The organism is Paraburkholderia sediminicola, assembly GCF_046026855.1.
Classification (GTDB): domain Bacteria; phylum Pseudomonadota; class Gammaproteobacteria; order Burkholderiales; family Burkholderiaceae; genus Paraburkholderia; species Paraburkholderia sediminicola_A.
On sequence record NZ_JAQQET010000001.1, the window covers coordinates 347,048 to 373,275 of the forward strand.

Below are 26,228 nucleotides of genomic sequence, written 5' to 3' on the forward strand. Positions count from 1 at the left end.
ATACGTCTCAATTCCGGACGGCAGCATGTTAAATATTTGGTTACCATCGCTACCTCACTAGAGCCGCCTCCCCCAGTTCGCAGCAACCGATCCATGAACCAGCGCACATTGCCGCCGCACCTGGCCGCTGCCGCCGCAGCTGACTCGCGCTCCGCTATTTCCACGAGCCGCTTCAGCACGCACGCGCTCCCCGCCGAGGAACAATTTCTGGCGTGGCGCCAGCGCGTGGGACATGTGGTTGACGTACCGCCGTCGAAAGAGCAGGTCGCCGGGGGATTTCGCGGCGAAATCGATCTATACGCAGTCGGCGGAATGGTATTTACGGACTGCAGCACGGAATCGATGCTGCTGGAACGGTCGGTCGCGCGTGTTTCCACAGACTCGCGGCGCGATTACGCTTTTCACCTGTTCGTGGAAGGCGAAATCGGCCATGTGACAGGCATGCGCAAGAAACGCAGCGCGCCGGACTCGGTGCAGGGCATCGTCGCATTCGATCTGAACCAGCCGTTTCGGGCCGAACGGCCCGAATGCCGGCTTCTGAGCCTGTTTGTCCCGTCCGCGATCGTGGACGAAGAACTGCGCGACGGCGCGGCGATTCACGGCCGGATCGTGCAGCAGGGTTCGCCGCTGACCGGACTCGTGCTGGACCACCTGGCGGCAGTCGCCCGGGAAATCCCCACGCTCGACCCGGTCGCGGCGGCGGATGCATTACATGCCAGCGCCCAACTGCTGCTCGCCGCCTTCCGCAAGGATGCACGTCTGACAGGCGCGAGCCGGTCGGCGATGCAGGCTGCCGTGATGGGACAGGTGCGGCGCTACGTCGAAGCCAACCTGTACCAGGGTGACCTCACGCCGACCAGTGTGGTTCAGGCGTTGCAACTGAAACGCGCCACGATCTATCGCTGGTTCGAGCATGAAGGCGGGCTCGGCGCTTACATCCGCAATCGCCGGTTGCGGGAAGCGGCGGACGAACTTGTCCGTTTCCCGCATCTTCAGGTAACGGAAATCGCTTACGGACTCGGTTTCCAGAGCGCATCCGATTTCACTCGCGCATTTCGCCGCGCTTTCGACATGAGCCCACAAGATATGCGGTTGCGCGCGTTGGACCTGCAACACCGTAGCGCGTGGGAGCTTACGCCGACGGCTGCGAAGCACTGGCAACGCACGCATCCGGCGCCTTTGCCTCAGGAAATGCTCTCAGCGCGACAAGCGTGAGCAGGGTCGCGCCTATCAGATACCACGCCGGAATCATCGGGTCGCCTGTCCAGTTGATCAGCCACGTCACGAAGAACGGTGAAAATCCACCGAACAGGACAACACCGAAGCTGTAAATCACCGAAAGTCCGGCCGCGCGCCGATGCGCTGGAAAAGCTTCCATCATCAGCACGGAACCTGGGCCGGCGTTGTTGACCGCAAGCGCCACGTACGCCGTGATGATGACGAGCGCGGCGACGTCGCCCACGCCGTGCGTCAGCGCCCAGAATGCCGGCCATGTGAGCGCCAGCGAGGCCACAAGTGCCGCGTATTGCAGCGTCTTGCGGCTTGCGCAGCGGTCGGCCGCGCGCGCCACGAGCGGCGTCACCACGAGGATCACGAGCCCTGACAGGCAGGCCGTCAGAAGGCTGATTGCCGCCGGCCGATGCAGCGTACGGACCAGATAGGCCGGCATATAGAAGACGGTGAGGTAGATGCCCACCGAAGGCGCCGCCATCATCAGAAGGCCACAGACGAGGGGACGCGGATACTCCGCGAGCATGCGCCTCGGGCTAAGCCGCACACGCTGCGACGGCGCGGCGGCCGGCATCCGGCGACGCAGATACCAGCCGACCGGTCCGATCAGCCCACCCAGCACGAACGGAACGCGCCATCCCCAGTCATGCATGGCGGCGGGAGACAGTAGCACCGTGGTGCTCGCCCCGACCAGCGCGGCGGCGAAAGCGGCCGCGCCCTGGCTCGCGCCGCGCCAGCTCACCATGAAACAACGGTGCCGGTAGGCAACCGACTCCATCAACGAAGCCGATGCCGGCCCGATCTCGCCCCCTGCCGCGAGCCCCTGCATCAGGCGCGCGAGCACCATCAGCGCCGCCGCGGCGGGACCGATCGACGCATAGCCCGGCAGGCAGGCGATCAGCCATGTGCCAAGGGTCATTAGCGTAAGTGAAACCGTGAGGCCGGCTTTGCGGCCTCGGCTGTCGGCGATATGGCCGATCATGATCGCGCCGAGCGGACGCATCACGAAGCCCGCGCCGAAGGTGGCGAGCGAGAGCAGCAGCGACGATACAGGACTGCTCGATGGAAAGAACAGGTTACCGATGATGACTGCGGAAAAGCTGTAGACGGTAAAGTCGTACGCGACGAAACCGTTACCGATAACAATGGCGATGACGATACGCCTGAGTTCAGCGCGGGACGGTTGGCCCGCTTTGCGGGCAGCAGTTTGCATGGATTGCGGTCGACGGGGGAGCGTCGAGGTATTCAGGAGATTGGCAGAATGGGGGAAAGCTCTTTTCTTTAACGGCGCGAAACCACGCAACTTTACACTGAGTATGCCGATCTTCGCGTCGCGTACCCAACCGGCAAGGCGCAATTGTCAGGTGCGGCGAAAGCATCTGGCCACGCTGCTACACTTGCGCACCGCCAACTTCCCGAAGAATCTCCGCCGCCCGGCATCGTGCTGAACGTAATCTGCGTGAGCGGTCGCGTCACACATTCTGCGGCTGACACCCCTTCGCATCCCATGCTTCGATTCGAGAACCTCAGCAAGCGCTATAGCGAACGCATCATCTTTCAGGGACTGCATTACGACACCGCTGCAGGATGCGTGGCGCTCAACGATGAATCCGGCAGCGGCAAGTCGACGTTGCTTGGCATCCTCGCCGGCACGATCGAGCCCGACGCTGGCGAGGTGTGGCTCGGCGGCCATTCGCTGCGCGCCGCGCCGCACGAAGCGCAATCCGTGCTCACGTATGTCCCCGAAGACTGCATGACGTATCCGGACCAGACCGGTCGTGAGTATCTGGCGCGCGTGGCGTCGGAGAGAAAGACAGAGGTTGACAGCTACGCGCTCGATCTTGCCAATCGTTTCGGGCTCGAACCGCATCTCGACAAACGCTTCGAGCAGATGTCGTTTGGAACACGCAAGAAGATCTTCCTGACGGGCGCCGTACTCGGCGAAACCAACGTTGTGATCGCGGATGAACCGGTCGGCGGACTCGACGCCTCGGCGCGCGGCGTTCTGGTCGATCTGTTCAAAACGCTCGCCGAAACCCGCACGGTCTTTTTCTCAAGCTACGACACGGCCTTTACGGACGCTTGCGCGGCGCGAACCGTCCGCTTTGCGGATCTGGGGACGCGCGGCCAGGAAGTCTCTGCGCCGCCGGGTTAATACGCCCGCCCTTCAAACTTCACTGATAGCTCATTGTGAAAGTGGCGAGTCCCTTCACCGTACCCGGCCCTACTGTGCCGGTGGAAATGTACTGCGCGGTCAACGGTATGCGGGTCGTGCTCGCCGATGCACCGACAAGCCACTGATTTGGATTGCCCGCTACCGCTGAATCCGGCCCATAGCTGACCACCGTGCCACCACTATTGAGCAGGCGCAGCGCGACACCCGTCGCGGTCGACCCGCTCGCAAGCGTCAGATTGCTGGTCGTGTTGCCGGGAGCGGTTGCGTCAGTCAGCGTCACGTAGACATTCGCACCGGCCTGGCACGATAGTCCGATGCTGAGGTTCGTGTTGCCGACTGTCGTGCCCACAGGGCTCAATGCACTGGCATTGACGGTTGGCAGCGCGACGCTGACCGAGGGTGTCGTCACCGTGCAGGTGGTCGCGACGATGGACGTGTTGTTGACCGAAAGCGTCACCAGGGCCGGCGACGTGATATTCGCCGGAATATTGTGACTGACCAGTGTGAGCAATTGCGAGATGTTCACCGCGCCACCCGTCGTCACTTGTGCGGCCGTTTTGACCAGTTGATAGCTGAACGTGAAACTGCCCTGGAACGCAGCCGTCGTCGTGATCGGTGCGCCGAAATCGCCCCACTTGCCGAGCGCCAGGGTGGACAAAGTCGTATTGCCGTAGGTCACGTCCACAACCTTGATGCCGATCCCCGCGATGCCGGTATTCCACACGCCCGCTACCGCGCTGCTCGTCAATTGCGGGTAGTACTGGATATACCAACCGTTGTTGTACGGAGGCACCGTACCGGGATTCGACGGGCAGTTAACAGAAACAGTCGACGACCGCACCGGCCCAATTGCCGTGCCGACCGGTGTATCGCGCGGCACCGTGAGCGTGCCGAAGCTGATCGCCGCCGAACCGGTAATCGTGCATTGCAGCGCCGCGTAAGCGGGAACGCTGGCGATCAGGCCGGCACAGCCTGCAGCACATAACATCAGGATGCCAAAGTATTTTCTAACGGCGTCGTATGAGAAAGACATCTTCATTGCGCATTTCCTCCGGCGGACGAACCCGCCGCTGCTTCGTTCGCCACGCCGGCCACCCCGCCGCATACCGCGTCGATATGCGCATAGGCGCCGCGGTCTTCGCCCTTCGGCGGCAAGTGATAACCGAAGCCACACTGTTCATCCGCAGCATCGCCCCACTTCACGGTAAGCGCCCCGTCATCGGCCACGCCGCGCACGAAGATCCGGCTGTTCTGACCAATCGCGCCAACACTCTGCCCCTTCGTGTCGTACACGGTCGCGCCGAATGGCAACGGCGCGCCGTTCGGCAAGCGAGCCGCGATCACCGCCGCCCTGCCGGTCACCGTGCCGAAGTGGATCATCACCACCGAGTTGGCACGCGGCGCCACCTGCTGGCTGGTCGACTTGAATTCGACGTCGAGCGGGATCCCCTTCGGATCGATTTCGACTGTATTAAGGCTGTACGGCGTCAGATACGGAATCACGGCATAGCCGAAGTTGTCGATGCGCACGCCTGACGAATTGGTGATGCGGGCACCCTTTGCGTCTTTCGCCTCGACCACACCGATCGTGTCGCCCAGATCGTTGGCGAAGGTCACGCCGCCCGGATGCGCAACGATCGCCCCGGTCACGCCCGCCGACACTTGCGAGTAACCAGAGCCGCCGCTCGCGCTCGCTGCAAGCGTCGCGTACGGGCTACGGTACTGGCCGTTCACGCCACCCGTGCTCGAGCCCGGCGCATGGTTCGCCGTCACGCCATAGGTGAATTCGTTGTCCACACCGGCCGAGCCGTTCAGCATTGCCTGCTCGGACGAACCACTCTGACTGTTATGCGTAAAGCTGGTCGACAGGGTCGGCGCATGCTGGCTGGTGCCGAGCGGAATCGAAACGCTCGCGAAGATCTGGTTGTTCATCTGACCGGTCAGGCCGTCGCGCTGCCGCGACAGCGACACGTTGTAGCTGAAGTTGGTGCCGAGCGCACGCAACACGTTGTTGTAACCGATCTGGAATTGCGTGGTAGTGCCGCCGCGATTCCAGTAATCAAGCGTCGAGCCGACCACATAGGCATTGCCCCAGCCGTTGCCGAAGCTCTGGTTCATTGTCAGTTGGACCTGATTGCGCTGACGGTCGACCGAGCTCGGGTCCTGTCCCGCGGCAACTGCGCTGCGCGCCAGCATGGCGTCGCGCAACGCCCAGAAACCACTCGACGAATAGCGATAGGCGGCGACGGTGAAGTTCGTGTTGGTGGCCGGCACCAGCTTGCTGTAGCTGATTCGCACGCTCTGACCGGTAGTGTTGGTCACGCCGCGAATGTTGGCGCGCGCCTCGGTCACGTCTACCGCGACCGCGCCCAGGGGCGTGTTGACCGCCGCGCCGAGCAGCCCGGCGAGATAACCTTCTGCAACGATCGTCCCCGCGTAACCGGTGATGACGTTGTTGAAACCGTGCTGCACCGTTCCCTGAAGGAGATTGTCGTGCTGATTGACCTGCGCGTCGCGAAGCTGGCCCGCGGCGACATTGAAGCGCGTAATGCCAGGACGCAGCAACTGCGCGACCGACGCATAGGGCACCGAGAAACTATGCTGACTGCCGTCGGCTTCCGTCACCGTGACGAGCAGGTTGCCGCCGTAGCCGGTGGCGTAAAGATCGTTGATCTCGAATGCGCCTGGCGCGACCGTCGTCTCGTACAGCTTGTTGCCGTTCTGCGTGACGCTCACGCGCGCATTGGTCATCGCCACACCGCGAATCAGCGGCGCATAGCCACGCAGCGAATCGGGCAACATGCGGTCGTCGCTCGCCAGTTCGACACCGCGAATACCGATGCTATCGAAAACGGCGCCATCGGTAAATGCATCGCCGAGCGTCAACTGACTGCGAATCGACGGCAGATCGTGCTGCACGTAGGTCGCGATATTCTGATACGTGCGTGGTCCGTTCGATTGCCACGTCAGCGCGGAATTCTGCCGGAAGTGCCAACTGCCGACATTGATGCCACTATTCAACCCGAGATAGGTTTGCGTATTCGCTGCGCCTGAACCAGTCACGCGAAACGAGTTCAGGTTGTAGCCCAGGGTGGCCGAGGTCACGCCCTCGTCCCAGAACTCGGGGCTCACGTAGCCTTGCGGATTGCGCAGCAGCGCCACCTGCGGAATGCTCAGATCGAGCCGCAGATCGGACAGGTCGAAGGATTGCGACGCACCGTCGACGAGATCGGCGAGGTTCGCGCACTCACCCGCCTGCGCTTTTGCAAGTTCGCCACGGCCCTTGTCCGACAGTGCCGAGAAGTCCAGACCGAGGCGCTCGATCAGCGCCTTGCTGAAACACGGCACCGCGTTGCCCGCGCCTTCCCGTGCCACGAAACGCAACGCGTCGTGGCCTACCCAGTTTCCGTTCACGTAGAGATCTACTGTGTACTCGCCGGGCTGCACCGGATTGCCACGCTCGAAACGCGACACGTCCACGCTTTGCCCTTTCGGCTTCATCAGAAACTCACTGTTGAACTGCACGTCGGCAAGCATCGTCGAGCCGGCGAACGCCGGGGCCGTGCCCCAGGCGGCCAGCGCGCCAAGTATCACAGCGTGGCTGCGCCTGAGCGCGAACCAGTTTCCGGCTCGCGGCCGTGAGGAGTGTTCCCGGGTGCGCATGGTTACTTGCGGGTCTCGTCGCGCAGCGTTTTACCGTTGACACCGGCGCCGTAGTCGTTGATGAATGTGTAGTCGACCTGCGCGGGCACGACGGCGAGCGGTGCAACGTTGCCGACGTCGAAGTCGAAGTCGGCGCTCGCGCCCGGGTCGACCATGCCGCCCTTGTCGCTGGTCCAGTTCGTTGTGTTCTCGCTCACGACGATCTTGCTGAAAGTCACGTGATAAGGCGTCGGATTGGTCGCCTCGAGCGCGTAGCCGCCGTTGTCCTTGCGCACGAATTTCCAGCTGACTTTCGCGGCCGCTTCGTCCGCATTACCAGGGAGCCCCGTCGGACGAAAAAACAACTTGATGCGCGAACGGAACGCCAGTTGCAACGAATTCGGATCGCCCGCAGTAGCGCTGGCGTCCGCGCGCGGTGGCACTTCAAGCACGTTGAGCCAGAACAGCGACTCCTTGTCTTGCGGTAAGGGCTCCTGCGTGTAGATCAGGCGCAGGCTTTGCCCTTTCTTCGGATCGAGGCGAAACAGCGGCGGCGACAGGGTGAACGGCACCTTCGATTCGTCCGGCATCGCGTTCGGATTGCCTGTGTCGAGCCACACTTGCACCAATGCCGGTGCGTCACCTTCGTTATTGAGCTTGACAGTCACTTCACGCTCATTGGCCTGATAGATCACGCGCGTCCCGCTGATCACAACACCCGCATGCGCGCTGCTCACCAACCACGACAATGCGAAAACCGTCATCGCCTTTGATAAAATCTTTCGCATTATCACTTTGTTATCCTGATTACATGGCGAACTCCGGGTTCGCTCTGATCTCCTCGACAGCCGGCGCCTCTCACGGGCACCGGCTACCGCCCCGTAGCGTCTGGCTTTTACTGGTAGACGATCGAGTACATGACGGTCGTGTTGACCGTACCCGCCGTCGACGCGCCGTTCGTCGCAACGTATTGCGCGAAGTACTTGAGTGTGGCCGCACCGCTCGCCAGCGCGACGGCCTTCGAGTTCTGCGAGGCCTGGGCGGCACCCAGCGTGATAACGCTGCTGTCGCCGTTGAGCAGACCGATTTCTACGTTGGTCGCCGTACCCGAAGCGTTGACCAGTTGACCCGTGGTCGTATCGACGGTAGCGCCCGGCTCGAAATAGGTCGACACATTGCCCGAGTTCGGTGTGCAGTTCGATAGTGCGATGTTGAACGGTGTGCGGCCGGCAGTCGTGCCAGCAGTAGCGAGCGCCGATGTCGAGACGGTCGGCAGCGTGACGGTAAAGTTCTTGCCGGCGCCGTTGCCGCTGATCGTGCAGGTCTGACTCGTAATCTGACCGGTGAACGTAATGGTGCCGTCTGCAGCCTGCGAAATAGCCGGCATGGCAGCTGCGGCAGCAATAGCCGTAGCGAGTACGCCTGAGCGCGTGAGTTTCATGGTTATCCCCATTGATAAATAGTGCGTCGTATTAAAAGACCGTGTGTGTGGCGGGTTAAGCAATGGTGTTGCGCTCAAACCAACCGCGCCGGGTCCAATTATCGGGACGACGTCAAAAAGGGACAGTCAAGCAATGTCAGGGATAACGAGGAAAGTTTGAAGTAATGTCAAAAGGGACAATTTTTAAAGTAAAAACGACTTAAGCGGACACTGCGCTCCTGAAAATGACGTCTACGCTACCGGTTTTTGTTCATATGAATAGCGCGGACTGAGCAAAATCTACGTTTATTGAATGGGGGCAAGTCGATTTTGCCGGAAAGAGCTTTTTGTTGTCCGTTGCTGAGCTGTCAAATCGACTTAACTAAAGCTCGTTGCCTCGCTCCCCAGCAGTGATCACGCCTCGGACTACCTCGACGCATTCAATTGCCGCGCAGGTATCTCTGACGACATCTATTCGCGGAGTCCGAAATGAAACGTGCGCTTCTGATGCTTGCGCCCGTCGGCGGTATGCTGGTTGGCACCGCCTATGCGCAAAGCTCGTTGACGATCAGCGGAACAACGTACACGTATTGTGCCGCCGAGGGTCAATTCTGTTCGTTCACGGGCACGGCGAATGTCGTCTACGGCACGACTTCCCCTACCCTTCAATACGACATTAATGGCCCGTTCACAGGCGGGGTGCAGTGCTCGACGGGAGCGGTGTCGAGTACGGATCCCGCGTTCGGGTATGGGAAGAGTTGCTGGTACAAAAACAGTTCGACGCCCACGCCGACTCCGACACCCACCCCTGCTCCGGCGCCGACACCGGCTCCTGCCTGGACGCAATGCGCAGTCGAAAACGCGCGCTGTTCGTTCACCGGCAAGATGACCGTGCTTTACGGCGCAAGCACGACTGCAAATAACGTGAGCAAAGTTTTCACCAACGGCACGACTTGCAGCAACACGGCTTTCGGCACTGACCCGGCGTACGGGACTTCGAAGTACTGCTGGATTCCGAAGGCACCGGCGTCGACGCCGACACCAACACCGACACCAACACCAACACCGACGCCAACACCGACACCGACACCGACACCAACACCAACACCGACGCCAACACCGACGCCAACACCGACACCAACGTCTGCGATCGCCTGCGCGGCACCGACGACTACAGCCGGAGGCACCGCCAACGGCCTGATCGCCGCCGACACGCCGAGCAGCGACGGCACCCGCCTCTTCAATCGGGGCAGCAACTTTCAGGTGTCGTTCGTCACCACGGCGAAATCGGCGGACACAGTTGTCTGGTCAATGCAGGATCAACTGGGCAGCATCAAGGGCGGCGGCTCGTTCGCCGTGCCGAGTGGGACGCAGTCCAGCACGCTATCCTGCCAGAGCACCGCGGCAGGTTACTTCGCGATCACGGCGACGCTGTCGCACGCGGGCGGCACGTTGCCGCAATCGGGCACGCGCCCAACCGGCATTGCCACGTTCGGTATCTTGCCAAACCTGTCCGGCACGATACCGGCTGTTAGCTACGCGCATCAGGAACAGCACCGCTTCGGCATGCAAGGCTTCAACGACAATGGGCCGATGCTCGCGGCGCTCGGCATCGCCCAAACGATCGACGACCGTGAGCTGTCCGCCATGGAGCCCAACGCTGCGAATACGTGGACGCCGGCCTTATCGGATCTCGATCCGTTCTACACGAACGGCAAGATCATGCGGCTCATCAGGCTGGACGGCATTCCCGCGTGGGCCAGTCCGACGGGTGCCTTTCAGGACGATACAAACGCGCCGACGAACGAAACCTACTATCAGAACTACATGGCGCGCGTGGGCACCGATAGCGCCGCGATCCGTCAGCAGTATTTTCCCAATCAGCAAAACGACTACTACCAGGTAACGTGGGAGCCTCAATGGGTCGATTCGACCGCCAACTTCATCGCGATGTACGCGGCCGTCTATGCAGGCCTGCATTCGACTGATCCGAACGCGGTCGTGATGGGCACGTCCAATGTCTTTCCTGCAAACTGCTCGACGCAATGTACGCAGGGATATCTTGCCACCTATGCCCCGCTGGGCCTCGGCAAATACATCGACGGTGTGACGACACACGGTTACTACAACGCCGGCACGTTCGCGGCGCATCCTCCCGAACAATACGACACCGATCCGAATCCCTCGAATGTCGCGAACGCCCTCGATCAGCAGATGAGGTCATTGCGCTCGCAAATGCAGACGGTCAAGCCGAACATGCGCCTGTGGGTGACCGAACTCGGCATCACTTACGACTCCGGCGCGGCTTATGGGGCGAACTATCCGCCGGCGAACCAGCTGTACGGGCAGGCCGCCGTCGCATTGCGCGCGCATTTGATCATGCTCGGCGAGGGTGCCCAGGTCACCTACTTCTTCTACGGCGCGGACTATCCGGCGGACGTGGGTATCGGCACGTTCTTCGATCTCACCGATCCACAGGGGCAATACGGCGCAACCAATCTGAGCCCCAAACCAGAAGCGCTGGCGTTCGCCGCGTTGACCCGCGTTCTGGACGGAACGCAAACGCTCGGAGTCCTGAACGGACTTCCCTCGATGGTCTATGGCTACGCATTCCAGCAACTGAATTCAGGTTCGGTGATCGCGGCGCTATGGACACACAACAATTCGAACTGGCCGACGTCGTCGGGTACATACAGTTCAACCTATAGCACCGGCTATGCATTGACCGTGAACTCAACCGGCACGAATGGCAACGTGAGCGTCATCGACATGATGGGCAATGTGACCTCAGTGGCCTATACGAACGGCGTGGTGAATCTCACGCTGACCGAGTCGCCCATTTACGTTGTGCTGGCGAATTCGAATGCGATACAAGGCAAGTACACGGCACCTGTGGGTTACACGGGGCAATAGCGGTGCTGCCGATGAGCGTAGGGTGATTCAGTGTCAGTGAACCATCGTCACCGGGGTAACCGTGCGCCTCGCCAGCGAGGCGAGCATGGCCAGTCTTCGGAAGAAGCCCATATGACTGGCATCGATCACCATCACGTCGGGCTGGGTGGTCGCCACGTAGTCGGCGATCGCTTTCGTGCGGTGGCCGAAGACGCGTTTCCAGTGATATGGCACGCCGGCTTCTTCGAGAATCGTGCGGACGTCGATCAATGCCTTCAGCATGGCCTGCTTTTCATGGCGTACCAGCGAGCTTCGACTGTGAAAGGCCGCCGCGCGCCCCTGATCTACCGGCTCAAGTACTTCCAGCAATTCGACTTCGGTTACGCCGCGCTCCAGAAACATGAACGCCGCGTAACGCGCGGCTTCTATCGCGCCGCCGTGGTCGAGAACAGGGATCAGCATTCGTATCATTGAAAACTCCGGGACCGCTATCTGGTACTCTGAGCTTAGCCAAAGCCGCGTTAAAGTCGCGTAAAAATCTAAGCCGCGTTTTTGCCGTATCGGACGAGGCAAATTGCGCAGCGGCACCAAGCGTCATCACGATGCCTGTATCGCAGCAGGATTCAGTTCGATATGCAAAATCACGAGCCACCGCTTCGGACAATCCTCAGCAATCTGCGGATCCTGCTTCCTGTCGCCGCCCGTCTTTACGAAACCCTTTGCACGTGCGAAGCCGAACGCGCGCCGCGCGTCGGATTGCAGCCACAGTGTTAGCAGCCCGCATGTCACGCAACTGAAAAGCCAGATCGTTTCATGAGGCAGCGTGGCATCGAGTTGCTGCGCGACGTACGTGAAGATAGTCGTGAGAACCTGATTGGTGACGAAGGCGATGGCGACAACCTTGCACATCCCTCTGAGCATCATGGCGGGTCTTGAGGGCGTCATGGAATCTCAAACCTCCAGCATCCGGCGTGCTTCCACCTCGGCCAGGGCCAGTGCTTCGCCTGAATCACGCATCGGCCGGCCGCAGCCACGTCCGGTCACCTGCTGGATCTGTTTGTCTTGCCGGGTTGTCGTCACACACAGTGCGCCTTTGAACATGTTGCCCGGTGCGGGAAACACACAAGCCTCGACAGTCACGTTGCCCTTTGTTTGTTTGAATGCCATACAACCTCCAGCCAATTACAGATTTTTCTTGCGGCGGAACGCCAGACTCAAACTCTACTGGCAACGCCGTAAAGGCCGAGAAACGATTACCGCCGGCGCTGTAAAAATTCTGTGAAATTCACCGCGCGCCGACCAACCGGTAGCCCACGCCGGCCTCGGTGACAATGTGTTCTGGATGCGCGGGATCGCATTCGAGCTTGTGGCGCAGATGCCCCATGTAGATCCGCAGATAGTGGTGGTTGTCGGTTTGCAAGGGGCCCCATACCTCGCCGAGCAGTTGCTCATGCGTCAACACTCGCCCCGCATGGCGCACCAGCGCGGAGAGAAGGCGATATTCGGTGGGGCTGAGATGGACGATCCGGCTGCCACGCACCACCGTCCGCTCGCCGAGATCGACCGTGACGAGGCCGAACTGAACCTGAGGCACGCCAACCCTGCCGCCGTTGGCCTGCCTGCGCAAATGCGCGCGGATCCGGGCACTCAGCTCGGGTAAGCCGAAGGGTTTAGTAAGGTAATCGTCGGCGCCGGCGTCGAGCGCGGCGACCTTGTCTTCCTCGCGGCTGCGCGCCGACAGGACGATCACCGGCATCGCGGACCAGCCGCGCAACTCACGGATCACCTCGATGCCATCCATGTCCGGCAAACTCAGATCGATAATGACGAGATCCGCCAGCCTTGTCGCAGCATGGGCCAGGCCCTGTGCGCCGGTCTGCGCCTCGAAGACACTCATACCGGCCGCTTCGAGGTACGTGCGAACGAAACGGCGAATGGCTTTGTCAGCGTCGATCACAACGACTGTAACGGTGGGATCGCTCATGAATGGGCCACGTCGACAGCACCCCGTTAAGGTCGCGGCCAACGTCCAGGCGGGGTCTCCAAAGATTATTGAACAGGCGCGCTTCAGGCGTGCGCCGGCAAAGCAGCAACAGCCAGGCAATAGCCAGGCAACGGGCTCAATGCATCGGCTTGAGATCGTCCAAAGCCAGGTTGAGCTTCAGCACATTCACGCGTGCCTCACCGAAGATACCGAACTGCCGCCCCGACGTATTACGCGCAACAAGATTCGCCACCTGATCCACCGGCAGACCACGGGCCTTCGCCACACGCGCCGCCTGATAAGCGGCCGCCGCAGGGCTGATCTCCGGGTCGAGGCCACTGCCTGACGACGTCACGAGATCCACCGGCACCGGTTGCGACATGTCGTTACCGGCGGCCTTCAATGCATCGAGACGGCCTTTGATTTCGTCGGCAAGTGCGGGGTTGGTCGGGCCGAGGTTCGACCCACCCGAATTCTGCGCGTTGTATGGCTGGGGCGTGGTGGCCGACAGGCGTCCCCAGAAATAGTACGGCGCATCGAACTGCTGGCCGATCAGCGCGGAGCCGACGGCCTTGCCGTTCTTCTCGATCAGACTGCCGTTCGCTTGCGCCGCGAATGCCACATGACTGATTGCGGTCACGACGATCGGATAGACCACCCCGGTGATCACAGTCATCAGGATGAACAGGACGAGTAGTGGACGAAACAGCGTTTTCATGATGTTCACCCTCTTGGGTCAGACCCAGCCGAACACGTTCAGCACCATATCGATCAGCTTGATGAACGGGAACGGCAGCAGTATCCCGCCCAGGCCGTAGACGAGCAGATTGCGGCGCAACAGCGAGGCCGCGCCGAGCGGCCGGTACTTCACGCCCTTGAGCGCGAGCGGAATCAGCGCCACGATAATCAGCGCATTGAAAATCACCGCCGACAGAATCGCCGACGACGGTGAGCTCAGATGCATCACATCGAGCACACGCAGTTGCGGATAGGTCGTCGCGAACGCCGCCGGGATGATCGCGAAGTATTTGGCGACGTCATTCGCAATCGAGAACGTGGTGAGCGAGCCGCGTGTCATCAGCATCTGCTTGCCGATCTCGACAATCTCGATCAGCTTGGTCGGATTCGAATCGAGGTCGACCATGTTGCCGGCTTCCTTCGCGGCCTGCGTGCCGGTGTTCATCGCCACCGCCACGTCGGCTTGCGCGAGCGCCGGGGCGTCGTTGGTGCCGTCGCCGGTCATCGCCACGAGCCGCCCTTCGGCCTGGTGCATGCGAATCGTCGTCAGCTTCGCCTCGGGCGTCACCTCGGCGAGAAAATCGTCCACGCCGGCTTCGGCGGCGATCGCTGCAGCCGTCAAACGGTTATCGCCCGTCACCATGATGGTCTTGATGCCCATCTTGCGGAGTTCAGCGAAGCGCTCCTTGATGCCACCCTTGACGATATCCTTCAGCTCGATCACGCCCATGCAGCGTGCGGCGCTCTCGCCGCGTACCTGCTGCGCGACGACCAGCGGGGTACTGCCGCGCCGCGCGATTTCCGTCACCGCGGCGGTCAACTCCGCGGGGAAACGGCCGCCGTGCGCCTCGACATAGTGCTTGATCGCATCGGAGGCGCCTTTGCGAATCTCGCGGTCGGGCAGATCGACACCGCTCATGCGCGACTGTGCGCTAAAGGCAAGGAAGGTTGCCTGCAACGCATGCATATCGCGTTCGCGGATATTGAAGCGCTGCTTCGCGAGCACGACGATGCTGCGCCCCTCCGGTGTTTCGTCGGCGAGTGACGACAACTGCGCGGCGTCGGCGAGCAGTTCCTCCGTGACGCCCGGCGCGGGCGTGAACGCCGAAGCCTGGCGATTGCCGAGCGTGATCGTGCCGGTCTTGTCGAGTAACAATACGTCAACGTCGCCGGCCGCTTCCACGGCGCGGCCGGAGGTGGCGATCACGTTCGCCTGCATCATCCGGCTCATACCGGCCACACCGATCGCCGACAATAACCCACCGATCGTGGTCGGAATCAGGCACACCAGCAGCGCGACCAGTGCGGTAATCGTCACCACGTGACCGGCTTTCGCGGCTTCGACCGAGAACATCGAGAACGGCAGCAGCGTCGCCGTAGCGAACAGCAGCACAAGCGTCAGCGCGACCAGCAGGATCGTCAGGGCGATTTCATTCGGCGTCTTCTGACGCTTCGCGCCTTCGACCATCGCAATCATCCTGTCGAGGAAGGCCTCGCCCGGATTCACGCTGACCCGCACGACGATCCAGTCCGACAGTACACGCGTGCCGCCCGTCACCGAAGAAAAATCGCCGCCCGACTCGCGGATCACCGGTGCGGATTCCCCGGTGATCGCCGACTCGTCGACCGAAGCGACACCTTCGATTACCTCGCCGTCAGCCGGGATCACGTCGCCGGTTTCGACCAGCACGACATCGCCTTTACGCAGATCGGTGGCTGTCGTGATGCGGATCGGCGACTTGGGATGCGCTTCCTGCAGCTTCTTCGCCATCACGTCGCGTTTCGCGCTGCGCAGCGACGCGGCCTGGGCCTTGGAACGGCCTTCGGCGAGCGCCTCCGCGAAGTTCGCGAACAGCACCGTGAACCACAGCCAGAGCGCGATCGCCAGGATAAATCCAGCAGGCGCCTCGGCCTGGCCGCCGAGCGCGGCGATCCACAGAATGGTCGTCAGAATGCTGCCGACGTACACGCAGAACATCACCGGATTACGCAACTGATGGCGGGGCGCGAGCTTCCTGAACGAGTCGACGAGGGCCGGCCGGGCAATCGACGGGTCGAACATCGAGCGCGCCGCGTTACGTGCCTGACCGATGTTGCCAGGCTGATGAACCGGCGGTTGGAGTCCGTTAGTCATACTATCCTCTCAGTCAATGTCCCGCGACCATGATCAGATGTTCAACGACGGGGCCAAGCGCTAGCGCAGGCACGTACGTCAGTGCACCGACCAGCACCACTGTGCCGAGCAGCAGCACGACGAACAGCGGGCCGTGCGTCGGCAGCGTGCCGGCGGTAGCGGAGATGCGTTTCTTGGCGGCAAGCGATCCAGCGATCGCCAGCACCGGCACAATCGAACCGAAGCGGCCGAACCACATGACGACGGCCAGCGTTCCGTTGTAGAACGGCGTATTGACCGAGAGGCCCGCGAAAGCGCTGCCGTTGTTATTGGCGGCCGAACTGTAGGCGTAGAGGATCTCGGAGAATCCGTGCGGCCCGGGATTGGCGACACCGGCCACGCCGGCTGCCGTCAGCACGGCGATCGACGCACCGACCAGCACAAGCAATGGCGTGAGCAGCACGGCAATCGACACCATCTTCATTTCGTACGATTCGATCTTCTTGCCGATGTATTCCGGTGTTCGCCCAATCATCAGGCCCGCCACGAACACCGCGAGCAAAGCGAACACGAGCATGCCGTACAGACCCGAGCCGACGCCGCCAAAGATCACCTCGCCGAGTTCGATCAGCAGGAGCGGCACGAAGCCGCCCATTGGCGTCAACGAATCGTGCGTGTTGAGCACAGCGCCACACGATGCGGAGGTGGTCGCCACGGTGAAGATGCCGGACTGCGCGATGCCGAAGCGGGTTTCCTTGCCTTCCATGTTGCCGCCCGGTTGCAGCGACGATGCGGTTTGATCGACATGCAGCGACGTAAATAGCGGATTACCGTTCTGCTCAGACGAAATCTCGCCCCAACAGGCGACCGCGAAAGCGATCGTCATCGCGGCGAGCACCGCATAGCCCTGGCGCTGGTCGCCCACCATCCGGCCGAACACCACGCACAACGCAGCCGGAATAACGAGCATCGCTATCATCTGAACGAAGTTGGCGAACGGCGTCGGGTTCTCGTACGGATGCGCGGAATTGGCGTTGAAAAAGCCACCGCCATTGGTTCCGAGCATCTTGATCGCTTCCTGCGACGCAACCGGCCCCATGGCGATGGTCTGCTTGTCGGCCTTGTTGTCCACCATCACCGGGTTGCCCTTGGCGTCCTTGACGGCGTTGCCCTGAGCATCGGTTTTCGGGATTTGATACGTCGTCACCTGCAGCGTCGGCACGTCTTCGTACGACCTGAAGTTCTGAATCACGCCCTGACTGATGAAGACGAGCGCGATAACCGTCGCGAGCGGCATGAGGATATACAGCGTGATACGTGTCAGATCGACCCAGAAATTACCGATCGTCGCCGTCGTATGGCGTGCGAAGCCGCGAATCAGTGCGACCACGACAGCAATGCCGGTGGCCGCCGAAAAGAAGTTTTGCACCGTCAGCGCGGCCATCTGCGTCAGATAGCTGACGGTCGATTCCGGCGTGTAGTCCTGCCAGTTCGTGTTGGTCACGAAGCTGATTGCCGTGTTGAAGGCGGCGTCGGGCGTCATCGGTCCGAAACCCTGCGGATTCGCGGGCAGCCATTGCTGCAAACGCAGAAATCCATACACCGCGAGCACACCGAGCGTGTTGAACACCAGCACGGCCAGCGCATAGTGCTTCCATGACATTTCGGCGCCGGGGTCGACCCCGGCGAGCTTGTAGAGCGCGGTTTCGATCGGTCGCCCAATGCGGCGAACAACGACCGAAGAACCGTCCACCACACGGGTCATATAACGGCCGAGTGGTATGGCGAGCGCGATCAGCACGACGATGTACAGGCCGGGCTGAAACAGGTTATTGAAGTTCATTCGAGAGCCTCCGCGCGTAGCAAGGCGTACACGAGGTAAGCAAACAGAATCAGCGTCGAGGCCGCCGCGAGCCAGGTCATCCAGGTAGTCATGGACGGCCTCCGGGCGCGCGGCGAAGCTTGTCGCAGCCAATCACGAAGGCCGCGACCAGGCCGCTGAACGCAATGATTGCGATGAGGTAAAGCAGATCCATGGTCTGGTCTCCCACGAGGGACTCCTGCACCATGAAATCTAGGAAAATCCGCGTAAACGCAGCGTTAATACTTCGGGGCGTTTCGTAAAAACGATGGGCGTGGTGCGAGAGATCTGCGGGCTGGCGCAGCTATATGGGCTTGCTGGGAGACTTTCAGGCGCTTTGAGCTGCCCCTTTAGAGCAGCCGGCGCCAGACAGCAGCCTACGCCGCCCGAGCCGCTTTATCGTGCGCGGCCTGTTCGAGCCAGAGCTGGCTATCGGGAAACCAGAATGCGTCCGGGCGCGGAGGCGATACGAGCTTGACCGGAAGAGAGGGATTGAATATTTTCGACCACGCGGACAGATAAGACGGCGTCTTCACGAGGAACCCGCAATTGGCCAGCAGCAAGCTGGAAACCAGTGCCTCGCGGCCGATTTCGAGTCCCGGATAGCCACTGAAGTGAACGGGCGTGCTGCCACGTGCAAGGTGTTTTGCCGGTGCTACCCTGACCGGCTTGCTGAATGGCCAGACGATAAAAAAGTCGATAAACGCCTGCTCGTCGCTCGAGATGAAAATATTGGTGAGCTGCGGGTTTTCCGCAAGCGTCGATTCCACCTGCCGGCAAAAGCTTCCCCATGAAACCGGAATGGCTTCCAGCGTTTTATCAGTACCTCTGAAATGCGCGCCAAGAGTCGTTGTGCCGATCCCGAGCTTCCGGCAGATCGAGTCGACTTCTTCGTAGATATGCGTGGCCGGCCGATAGTGCGCGAAGAAGAGTTCGCTTGCGCTTCTGAGTTGAAGCCTGGCCTCATAACGCTGACGAAAGCCCAACTGAACCAGGTCGCGAACTGTCGACGTTCTCACCTTATGGGTGAGCGCGGCTCCCGAGGCAGGGTGCACAGACTCGAAGAAAACCGACAACCAGTCAAGTTTTCCTTCGGCGTCACCGTACAGCCCGCCGCGTGCGCTAATACACGGGGTGAGGCATTTCTCGTCGCAATACATCAGAATAAACAGGACCATCTGCAACACGGAGAAAAACCCGGAGTTCTCCTGAATCTCGATGGAAAAAATGCCCCTGTTCAGGCGCTGTGTCGCATGAAGCGAAATCCGGCGCGGCGTGGCCACGGAATGCTTGAACCCCTCGCTGCGTCGGAATTGTTTCGCCCGGTCGACCACCTTTCTCAACATACCTGGCTCCTAATTAATTAGGTATTCTTTGAAATGGCACGCACCTGTTTGCTGCGAAGGTATGGATGCCCCAGCATAGCATTTCAAAAAGTCGAGCCAAGTAAGTCTGGCTCGTCTTAGTGAGCTAACGTACAAAGGACCGGTAAGGTTTTCCCTGGATAGGCGAGCGGCACTGCCAGCTCAGTCCGGCATCTCCCCGGTGTACTCATAGGCCACCGTTCCCCTGGGATGCCTGAACCACCCCGGATCCCGATAGTCATTGCGCCCCAACCCCTCTCGCACTTTCACCACGCTGAACATGCCACCCATTTCCAGCGCGCCGAACGGCCCTGTGCCGGTCATCATCGGCAGCGTGTTGTCGGGTAGCGGCATTTCCATCCCGCCCATCGAGCCACCTGTGCTGCCCATCGCCATGTAGTCCGGCACCAGCTTGTTGATCCGTTTCGCGAGGTCCTTCTGCGGCACGCCGATCAGGTTCGGTACCTGATGCCCCATCGCGTTCATGGTGTGATGGGATTTGTGGCAATGAAATGCCCAGTCGCCAGGACGGTTCGCCGTGAATTCGATGGCACGCATCTGGCCGACGGCGACATCCGCGGTCACTTCGGGCCAGCGGGCGGAAGGCGGAATCCATCCGCCGTCCGTGCCCGCCACTTCGAAGTGATAGCCGTGCAGATGGATCGGATGATTGGTCATCGTCAGATTGCCGACGCGGATGCGCACGCGATCGCCGGCCCGCACCGGCAAAGCATCGATGCCCGGAAAGACGCGCGCATTCCACGTCCACATGTTGAAGTCCGTCATCTCGTTCACGCGCGGCGTGAAACTGCCCGGGTCGATGTCATACGCGGACATGATGAATACGAAGTCACGATCCACCCGCATGACATCCGGGTCTTTCGGGTGAACAATGAACGTGCCCATCATGCCCATTGCCATTTGCACCATCTCGTCGGCGTGCGGGTGATACATGAAGGTGCCGTGCTTCTCCAGCTGGAACTCGTAGACAAAGGTCTTGCCCGGCGGAATATGCGGCTGCGTGAGACCGCCGACGCCATCCATACCGCACGGCAGAAGCATGCCGTGCCAGTGAACCGTAGTGTGCTCGGGCAGCCTGTTGGTCACGAAGATGCGAACCTTGTCGCCTTCGACCGCCTCGATGGTCGGCCCCGGCGCCTGACCGTTATAGCCCCACAGGTTTGCGCTCATACCCGGCGCCAGTTCGCGCACCACCGGCTCGGCGATCAGATGAAACTCCTTCCATCCATTCTTCATGCGCCACGGCAGCGACCAGCCGTTCAACGTGGCAACGGGCGTATACGGCCGGCCATTCGGCGGTGCGAGCGGTGCCTGCATCGTGGCCGTGGCCATCGTGGGCGCCTCAGGCAATGACGCGGCGCCGGCCTTGCTGACCAGTGCCGCCCCCAACAGCGCGGCCCCAGAGCCGCTGAGAAAATTTCGACGAGACACCATGTTATTGACCTTCGGAATCTGTGGACGACGCCGGCGGCGTCATGGATGTAATTGACGCAGCAGCCATCGCGAGAGTCGGCAAGCGGCCACCGAGCGCCTGCTGCAAGTCGGTCTCCGCGAGCCAGTAGTCTTTGAGCGCGTCGATATAGCTGTTCACCGCGCCGATCTGGTCGCGCGAATCGGCGAGCAGTTCGAACACGCTCGCGAGCATGCCGTTATAGCGAAGCAGCAGTTCGTCCGAAATCGTTTTGCGGATCGGCACGACTTCGTCACGATAGTGCTTCGCAACGTCGTAGTCGGTCACATAGGCCGAATACGATTCCCGAACCTCCGAGCGCGCGTTGATCGCGGTCTCGGCAACGCGGTTCGTCGACTGCAGGTAGATCGCTTCGGCGCGCGCTACCTTCGAGGTGCCCCAGTCGAAGATCGGAATCTCGACGCTGATCTCGTAGCCCTGTTCGCGGCCGTCGGAGGTCGTGAAATTATTCTGATAGCCGACATCCAACGCATTGATGAAACGCGTTGCCTGGACGAGGCCTAATGAGCTAGCAACACGCTGGGTCTGCAGTTTCGCCGCCTGAATGTCCAGCCGGTTCTGCATCGCGAAGCGCTCGAGGTCCTGCAACTCGGGCCGGGCTGCGGGCAGATCGGGCAGACGCTCAGGAAGGTCGTACTGCGCTTGCGGCCCCCAGAGACCCATCGTGCGTGTGAGCTTCTCACGCGCGGATACGGACTGCTGCCGCGCCTTCGCCAGTTGTGCGACGGCTTCCGCATAGAAAGCCTGCTCACGCGCATAGTCGAGCTTGCTGAAGTTGCCGGCTTGCTGCATGCGCAATGCGAGTTCCGCGCCGGCTTGCGCCGAGTCCTTCACCTGCTCGGCGTAGGTTGCGGACTGCTTCGCCGCGACCGCGCCGATATAGGCGCGTCGAGTATCGGCGGCGACCTTGAGCATGGCGTCCGCCGCGAGCAGCCGGGTCTGCTCGAAACGGCGGCCCTCGATGCGTGTCGCCAACGGCAGCGTCAGCACGTTCAACAAGCCGAGCGTGAACGTGCGGCTGATGCTCAGATCGTTGCCGCCGCGCGTGCGGCTGAATGTGAAGCCGGGATTCGGCAGCCGTCCCGCCTGCACCAGATCCGCTTCGGCGATGCCGAGTTCGCTGTATGAGGCTTGCAATCCGCGGTTGTTCAACAGCGCGATCTGGATCGCGTCGTCCATGCCGAGTGGCTGCGATAGCAGTTCCTGAGTGCGTTTGGCGACAGCGCTTCGGTCTTCGTCCGTCTTGACCAGCACGGCGTCTTTTTCAAGCCGCTGCGATGCTGTTGTGGAAACGGTGTCGAAGCCGCCGTCCTTCGAAAACGTCGCGCAGCCGGCGAGGAACGCCAGCGCGGTGACGGCGACGATGACTCGGCCGTGATGAAAAAGATGCGGCCTCATTTCGCCGGCTCCTCGTGATGGGCGCCGTGGTTAGAGCCGCCGTTGGTCTCGTCACCTGAATGCATTTGACCGTGCTCCATCCCGGGCTCGTCTGATGAACTCGCCACCGCGCGATTGAGCGCTTGCCAGGTCGGCGCTTGCTGCTCCCGGAATGGCCGATAGCCCACGAAGGCGGACGGCACATTGACCGCCGGAACCGATGCCGCGGAATCCGCCGGGTCAGGGCCTATGGGTGTGGCGTGCACGAGCGCCGGCAATACCGCCGTCGCGCCGAGCAGCGCTGCAATAAACGTTCGCATTGATTGTCTCGTCGTATGTCACCCGGACGGCCGACGTGTGACATACGGCCATCAAGGCGAAATTGAACATCGCAGCATCACGCTGCGAGGGAACTAGACGAGAGCGATTCGGGGAGGTCGTTCGATGCCGTCAGTCAGAAATGACGCGACACGGACAGAGGGAGCGAGAGGCACAGCGAAATGAACTGCGTCGGCGGATATCGCCGCAACCGGAGCGGCCGGCAAGCCGCCGCCGAAACAGCACGACGCACATGTCGAACAGCTGTGCGCATGATGCGCGCCACCAGCATGACTGTGGTTCTGCGAATCGGCACCGGCGATGTCATTGGCGCTATCGGCCATCATCGCAGCATGGTCATGCGGGTGAGTCGCCTCGCCAGCATTCTCATGGGACATGGACACCCCTTCTCCACCACGCGAGGACTCGCATTTCATGGAGACGGCCGCGAACGACTGAACCGGAAGGCTCAGCGCGAGCAGCACGACCAGGAAGAGTTTGCGCCAGTAAGACATGGGTACGGAGTCTAGCATGCTGATTAAGAAGACTGTAAGGTCGGAACCGGACCAGTCTGAAGCGGCTTTTTGCTTCGATACGGCCAAGGTTGGCGACAGCATGAAAATAGGCATATATGCTTGACCTTCCCACCATGGGAAGGCCCAGGCTTGAGTTCTGATTTCTCACTGGAGGCAGGAAATGGAACTCGAAATCCCGGATATGACATGCGGCGGCTGCGCCAACGCCATTACTCGTGCAGTGACCGGACTCGACCCCGCGGCGAAACTCGAGGTCGATGTCCCCGTTAAAATCGTGACGGTCACGTCGACGTTGTCGTCGGCACACATCATTGAGGCAATCGAAGCGGCGGGGTTTCATCCTTCGCTCAAGCGCTAAACGGATCGCATCAGGCTATGTCTGCCGATTAAGCCTTGCGACCTGTTTGCGGCATTATGGTTGCCCGACATAACTTTTGTCCCAACGGAAAACCCAACATGAAAAATCTTCGCGCATTCCGCGCCTTGTGCCTTTTCAGCGGCATTGCGTTTGCTGTCGCCGCGGCGCCCGTCCACGCCCAGCAGAGTGCGTCGATGCCAGGCATGGACATGTCCGGGTCCGCGGACACCGCGTCGAGCGCATCGACACAGGCATTCAAGGACGCCGACGAGAAAATGATGCAAGCCATGGAAGCGCCCGCCTACACGGGCGATGCCGACAAGGACTTCGTCGCCCACATGATTCCGCATCATCAAGGCGCGGTCGAAATGGCGCAGGTGGAACTGAAATACGGCAAGGATCCCGAGTTGAAACGCCTGGCCCGAAACATCATCAAGGCACAACACGATGAGATCGCGTTCATGCAACGCTGGCAGGCCAAGCACGGTGTGAAGTGACAGCAACATTGCCGCGTGAATGCTTGACGCTTTGACGCCGCGCCAGGCCCTCACGCCACCGCGAAGTCATCGACGGCGACTTCGCGGTGGCCGGGCAGCGCAGACTGCGGTCGATCTGGCAATCTCCCTGCGAGCGCGAGATAGCTTCGCGACACTTTTCTCTTAAGGCTGGCCCGGTCTCACCCTCGAACGGCCGGGAAAACCACCGAGACCACCAACCCTCGCCCGGCCGTTCCATCGCCCAACGCAAGCTCAGCCCGATGCGCACGTGCAATTTCGCGCACGATCGACAACCCGAGCCCACTCCCCTCTTCGCTGGAGGCACGAAAAAACGGTTCGAAAACGCGCTCACGAAGCTCGGCGCCGATACCCGGTCCCTCGTCCGTGATGGTCAAGGCCACCCGCTCGCCCGTCGAATCGATCTTGAGCGCGACATGCCCGCCGGCTGGCGTATAGCGAATGGCATTGTCGAGCAGGTTGAACAGCAGAACGGACAGCAATGGCTCGTTTCCCATCACTTCGGCAGGCTCATGGAGTTCAGCCGACAGTTCAACCTGCCGGCGCTGCGCGAGCAACGCAAGCTGTTCAATGGTTCCGGTCGCAACCGCACGCAGATCGACGGGCGCCCCCTCGAAGTCGGCATAGTCCGCGGCTTCCGCCTGAGCGAGCAGCAACAGCTGATTGGTCAGCGCAACCAGTGAGAGGTTGCTGCGGTGCATGGCCGCCAGCGTCTCCTTCACTTGGGCGAGATCGTCCTGGCGTCGCGCATATTGCAATTGCGTGCCGAGCAAGGTGAGCGGCGTTCTCAACTGATGAGCCGCGTCGGCAATGAAGCGCCGTTGCATCGCCGTTTTCCGCTCGATAATATCGAGGCACTGGTTGAACGCGGTGACGATCGGGCGCAATTCATTGCGCAACGGATCGGCCCGCACTCGCAACGACACGTTCGGTGCGCGCCCAAGCATGTCTTTTGCGAGCCTCATCAACGGACGCAGTTCAAAGGTGAGCCCGACGCAAACCAGTACCACCGCGATCGCCACGATGCTCGCGAAGTGCAGCATCTGCGGCCGCCACAGCGCGGCGGCGGTGGCATCGCGTTGACGCAGGGTACGCCCGACCGACACGACGACCTGCCTGATCGCGCCCGAGTCGTACATCGGGCGAATCAGCGACACCGCGCGGATCGGATGTCCGCTCACGGTCGCGTCGTACCACAGGGGCGAATCGGCGGGCACGCGCAGCGGGAAATCCGACGTCCCCGCAATGGTCGCGCCGCCCACTTCGCGAATGCTGAAATAGACCAGGTCACCGTACGGCGAACTTAATATCTCGATCGCGCTGGGGGATATCTCCGCGTGCAGATAGCCGTTCTCCCATTGGATATCGCCCGCCATCACGCGCGCCGAAGATAGCAACGCCTCGTCCTGCAACAGCCACGCCGTGCGCTGCGCGTTGTCGCGTGCGATCAGTCCCGCCGCGACAACGTACACGGTCATCGGCAGCAGCAGCCACAACAGCAGCCTTAATCGCAGGCTATTCGTCATCGGCGCCGTCTTCAAGCAGATAGCCGAGGCCGCGCAGCGTGATGATGGTTGCGGTACTCTTTTCGAGCTTTTTGCGCAGCCGCGACACGTAGATCTCGATGGCGTCTTCGCTGGTCGGCGCATCGGCGTTGCTGAGCGAATCCGCGAGCATGGTCTTGGCGACCGTCTTTTTCGCGCGCAGGATCAAGGCCTCGAGTACCGCGTGTTCTCGCGGCGTCAGCGTCAGCGGTTCGCCTTCGACAGCGAACTGGCAGCGGTCCATGTCGTACGTGAGATTGCCGCATTTGAGCCGGTTCGAGCGGGACGGCGCCTGCCGCCGCGCCAGCACCTTCACACGCGCGACCAGCTCGCGTGCGTCGAATGGCTTCACGATGTAGTCGTCCGCGCCGGCGCCGAGGCACACCACTTTCTCGTCGACGGCGCCGGTCGCCGTCAGGATCAACACCGGCGTTGCGTCCTCGCGCTCGCGCATGCGGCGCAATACGCTTTTACCCGACAAGTGCGGCAGATTCAGATCGAGCAGCACGACGTCGTACGGTACCGCGCGCAGCGCGCTTTCGGCCGCTTCGCCGTCGCTGACACGATCGAGCATGAAGCCGTCGTCCCGCAGAATTTTCGCGAGCCAGTGCGCGAGCTGATCATTGTCTTCGACGAGCAGTAGCCTCATCGCATCTATCCCCAAAGCG

The 26,228-nt window shown here is 61.3% G+C and carries 26 protein-coding genes; 5 read left to right on the plus strand and 21 right to left on the minus strand.

Going from position 1 to position 26,228, the window contains the following annotated elements:
- Positions 1-93 precede the first annotated feature (93 nt).
- On the plus strand, positions 94-1,215 hold the full coding sequence (locus PQR40_RS01495) for a helix-turn-helix transcriptional regulator (RefSeq protein WP_408508273.1): 1,122 nt from the start codon (positions 94-96) through the stop codon (positions 1,213-1,215).
- On the opposite strand, the gene PQR40_RS01500 is transcribed toward PQR40_RS01495, so the two are convergent.
- On the minus strand, positions 1,133-2,443 hold the full coding sequence (locus PQR40_RS01500; protein ID WP_408508274.1) for an MFS transporter: 1,311 nt from the start codon (positions 2,441-2,443) through the stop codon (positions 1,133-1,135). The genes PQR40_RS01495 and PQR40_RS01500 overlap by 83 nt on opposite strands.
- A 294-nt stretch (positions 2,444-2,737) precedes the next feature.
- Between PQR40_RS01500 and PQR40_RS01505 the strand changes: the two genes are divergently transcribed.
- Complete coding sequence (locus PQR40_RS01505) at positions 2,738-3,385, plus strand: ABC transporter ATP-binding protein (protein WP_408508275.1); 648 nt, start codon at positions 2,738-2,740, stop codon at positions 3,383-3,385.
- 19 nt (positions 3,386-3,404) lie between these two features.
- Here PQR40_RS01505 and PQR40_RS01510 read toward each other — a convergent pair whose 3' ends face one another.
- From PQR40_RS01510 to PQR40_RS01525, 4 genes are all read right to left on the minus strand, one after another.
- Positions 3,405-4,445 carry a fimbrial protein gene (locus tag PQR40_RS01510; RefSeq protein ID WP_408508276.1) on the minus strand — a complete coding sequence of 347 codons (1,041 nt, stop codon included), beginning with the start codon at positions 4,443-4,445 and terminating at the stop codon, positions 3,405-3,407.
- A complete protein-coding gene (locus tag PQR40_RS01515; protein ID WP_408508277.1) occupies positions 4,442-7,069 on the minus strand; it encodes a fimbria/pilus outer membrane usher protein in 2,628 nt (875 codons plus the stop codon). The genes PQR40_RS01510 and PQR40_RS01515 overlap by 4 nt, the downstream gene beginning before the upstream one ends.
- A 2-nt stretch (positions 7,070-7,071) precedes the next feature.
- A complete protein-coding gene (locus tag PQR40_RS01520) occupies positions 7,072-7,836 on the minus strand; it encodes a fimbrial biogenesis chaperone (protein WP_408508278.1) in 765 nt (254 codons plus the stop codon).
- Between the two features lie 107 nt (positions 7,837-7,943).
- Positions 7,944-8,489, minus strand: a complete 546-nt coding sequence (locus PQR40_RS01525; RefSeq protein ID WP_408227888.1) for a fimbrial protein — start codon at positions 8,487-8,489, stop codon at positions 7,944-7,946.
- A gap of 468 nt (positions 8,490-8,957) precedes the next feature.
- On the opposite strand from PQR40_RS01525, the gene PQR40_RS01530 reads away from it, so the two are divergent.
- On the plus strand, positions 8,958-11,381 hold the full coding sequence (locus PQR40_RS01530; RefSeq protein ID WP_408508279.1) for a hypothetical protein: 2,424 nt from the start codon (positions 8,958-8,960) through the stop codon (positions 11,379-11,381).
- A gap of 33 nt (positions 11,382-11,414) precedes the next feature.
- Here PQR40_RS01530 and PQR40_RS01535 read toward each other — a convergent pair whose 3' ends face one another.
- The 14 genes from PQR40_RS01535 to PQR40_RS01600 all read right to left on the minus strand — a co-directional run bounded on the left by PQR40_RS01535 (position 11,415) and on the right by PQR40_RS01600 (position 23,236).
- Complete coding sequence (locus PQR40_RS01535) at positions 11,415-11,831, minus strand: universal stress protein (RefSeq protein ID WP_408508280.1); 417 nt, start codon at positions 11,829-11,831, stop codon at positions 11,415-11,417.
- A 126-nt stretch (positions 11,832-11,957) separates the two neighbouring features.
- Positions 11,958-12,305, minus strand: coding sequence for a hypothetical protein (locus tag PQR40_RS01540; protein WP_408508281.1), 348 nt, complete (start codon positions 12,303-12,305; stop codon positions 11,958-11,960).
- A gap of 6 nt (positions 12,306-12,311) precedes the next feature.
- Complete coding sequence (locus PQR40_RS01545; RefSeq protein WP_408508282.1) at positions 12,312-12,527, minus strand: hypothetical protein; 216 nt, start codon at positions 12,525-12,527, stop codon at positions 12,312-12,314.
- 118 nt (positions 12,528-12,645) lie between these two features.
- Positions 12,646-13,344, minus strand: coding sequence for a response regulator (locus tag PQR40_RS01550; protein WP_408207262.1), 699 nt, complete (start codon positions 13,342-13,344; stop codon positions 12,646-12,648).
- Positions 13,345-13,480: 136 nt separating this feature from the next.
- A complete protein-coding gene (gene kdpC / locus PQR40_RS01555; protein WP_408339000.1) occupies positions 13,481-14,062 on the minus strand; it encodes a potassium-transporting ATPase subunit KdpC in 582 nt (193 codons plus the stop codon).
- Between the two features lie 18 nt (positions 14,063-14,080).
- A complete protein-coding gene (gene kdpB, locus PQR40_RS01560) occupies positions 14,081-16,144 on the minus strand; it encodes a potassium-transporting ATPase subunit KdpB (RefSeq protein ID WP_408228078.1) in 2,064 nt (687 codons plus the stop codon).
- A gap of 85 nt (positions 16,145-16,229) precedes the next feature.
- Entirely contained in the window at positions 16,230-18,038 is a 1,809-nt protein-coding gene (kdpA, locus tag PQR40_RS01565; protein ID WP_408508283.1) for a potassium-transporting ATPase subunit KdpA, read from the minus strand.
- The gene (gene kdpF / locus PQR40_RS01570; protein ID WP_028193906.1) at positions 18,035-18,130 is read right to left on the minus strand and encodes a K(+)-transporting ATPase subunit F; all 96 of its coding nucleotides are present in this window, start codon (positions 18,128-18,130) and stop codon (positions 18,035-18,037) included. The genes kdpA and kdpF overlap by 4 nt, the downstream gene beginning before the upstream one ends.
- On the minus strand, positions 18,127-18,231 hold the full coding sequence (locus tag PQR40_RS01575) for a potassium ABC transporter ATPase (protein WP_199203111.1): 105 nt from the start codon (positions 18,229-18,231) through the stop codon (positions 18,127-18,129). The genes kdpF and PQR40_RS01575 overlap by 4 nt, the downstream gene beginning before the upstream one ends.
- Before the next feature lie 202 nt (positions 18,232-18,433).
- On the minus strand, positions 18,434-19,402 hold the full coding sequence (locus PQR40_RS01580; RefSeq protein WP_408338996.1) for an O-fucosyltransferase family protein: 969 nt from the start codon (positions 19,400-19,402) through the stop codon (positions 18,434-18,436).
- Between the two features lie 180 nt (positions 19,403-19,582).
- Positions 19,583-20,875: a multicopper oxidase domain-containing protein gene (locus PQR40_RS01585; RefSeq protein ID WP_408338994.1), complete on the minus strand. Its 1,293-nt coding sequence runs from the start codon at positions 20,873-20,875 to the stop codon at positions 19,583-19,585.
- 1 nt (position 20,876) lies between these two features.
- The gene (locus PQR40_RS01590; RefSeq protein ID WP_408388095.1) at positions 20,877-22,310 is read right to left on the minus strand and encodes a TolC family protein; all 1,434 of its coding nucleotides are present in this window, start codon (positions 22,308-22,310) and stop codon (positions 20,877-20,879) included.
- The gene (locus PQR40_RS01595) at positions 22,307-22,609 is read right to left on the minus strand and encodes a hypothetical protein (protein WP_408388093.1); all 303 of its coding nucleotides are present in this window, start codon (positions 22,607-22,609) and stop codon (positions 22,307-22,309) included. The genes PQR40_RS01590 and PQR40_RS01595 overlap by 4 nt, the downstream gene beginning before the upstream one ends.
- 93 nt (positions 22,610-22,702) lie before the next feature.
- The gene (locus PQR40_RS01600) at positions 22,703-23,236 is read right to left on the minus strand and encodes a hypothetical protein (protein ID WP_408508284.1); all 534 of its coding nucleotides are present in this window, start codon (positions 23,234-23,236) and stop codon (positions 22,703-22,705) included.
- Between the two features lie 67 nt (positions 23,237-23,303).
- Here PQR40_RS01600 and PQR40_RS01605 point away from each other — a divergent pair, with 67 nt between their 5' ends.
- Both PQR40_RS01605 and copM read left to right on the plus strand, forming a co-directional pair.
- Positions 23,304-23,501 (plus strand): heavy-metal-associated domain-containing protein, encoded by a 198-nt coding sequence (locus PQR40_RS01605; protein ID WP_408227853.1) that lies wholly within the window; start codon positions 23,304-23,306, stop codon positions 23,499-23,501.
- A 98-nt stretch (positions 23,502-23,599) separates the two neighbouring features.
- Positions 23,600-23,998 carry a CopM family metallochaperone gene (copM, locus tag PQR40_RS01610; protein WP_408227850.1) on the plus strand — a complete coding sequence of 133 codons (399 nt, stop codon included), beginning with the start codon at positions 23,600-23,602 and terminating at the stop codon, positions 23,996-23,998.
- A gap of 179 nt (positions 23,999-24,177) precedes the next feature.
- On the opposite strand, the gene PQR40_RS01615 is transcribed toward copM, so the two are convergent.
- Positions 24,178-25,542, minus strand: coding sequence for a sensor histidine kinase (locus PQR40_RS01615; RefSeq protein ID WP_408508285.1), 1,365 nt, complete (start codon positions 25,540-25,542; stop codon positions 24,178-24,180).
- Positions 25,532-26,209 carry a response regulator gene (locus tag PQR40_RS01620; protein WP_408388087.1) on the minus strand — a complete coding sequence of 226 codons (678 nt, stop codon included), beginning with the start codon at positions 26,207-26,209 and terminating at the stop codon, positions 25,532-25,534. The genes PQR40_RS01615 and PQR40_RS01620 overlap by 11 nt, the downstream gene beginning before the upstream one ends.
- Positions 26,210-26,228 lie beyond the last annotated feature (19 nt).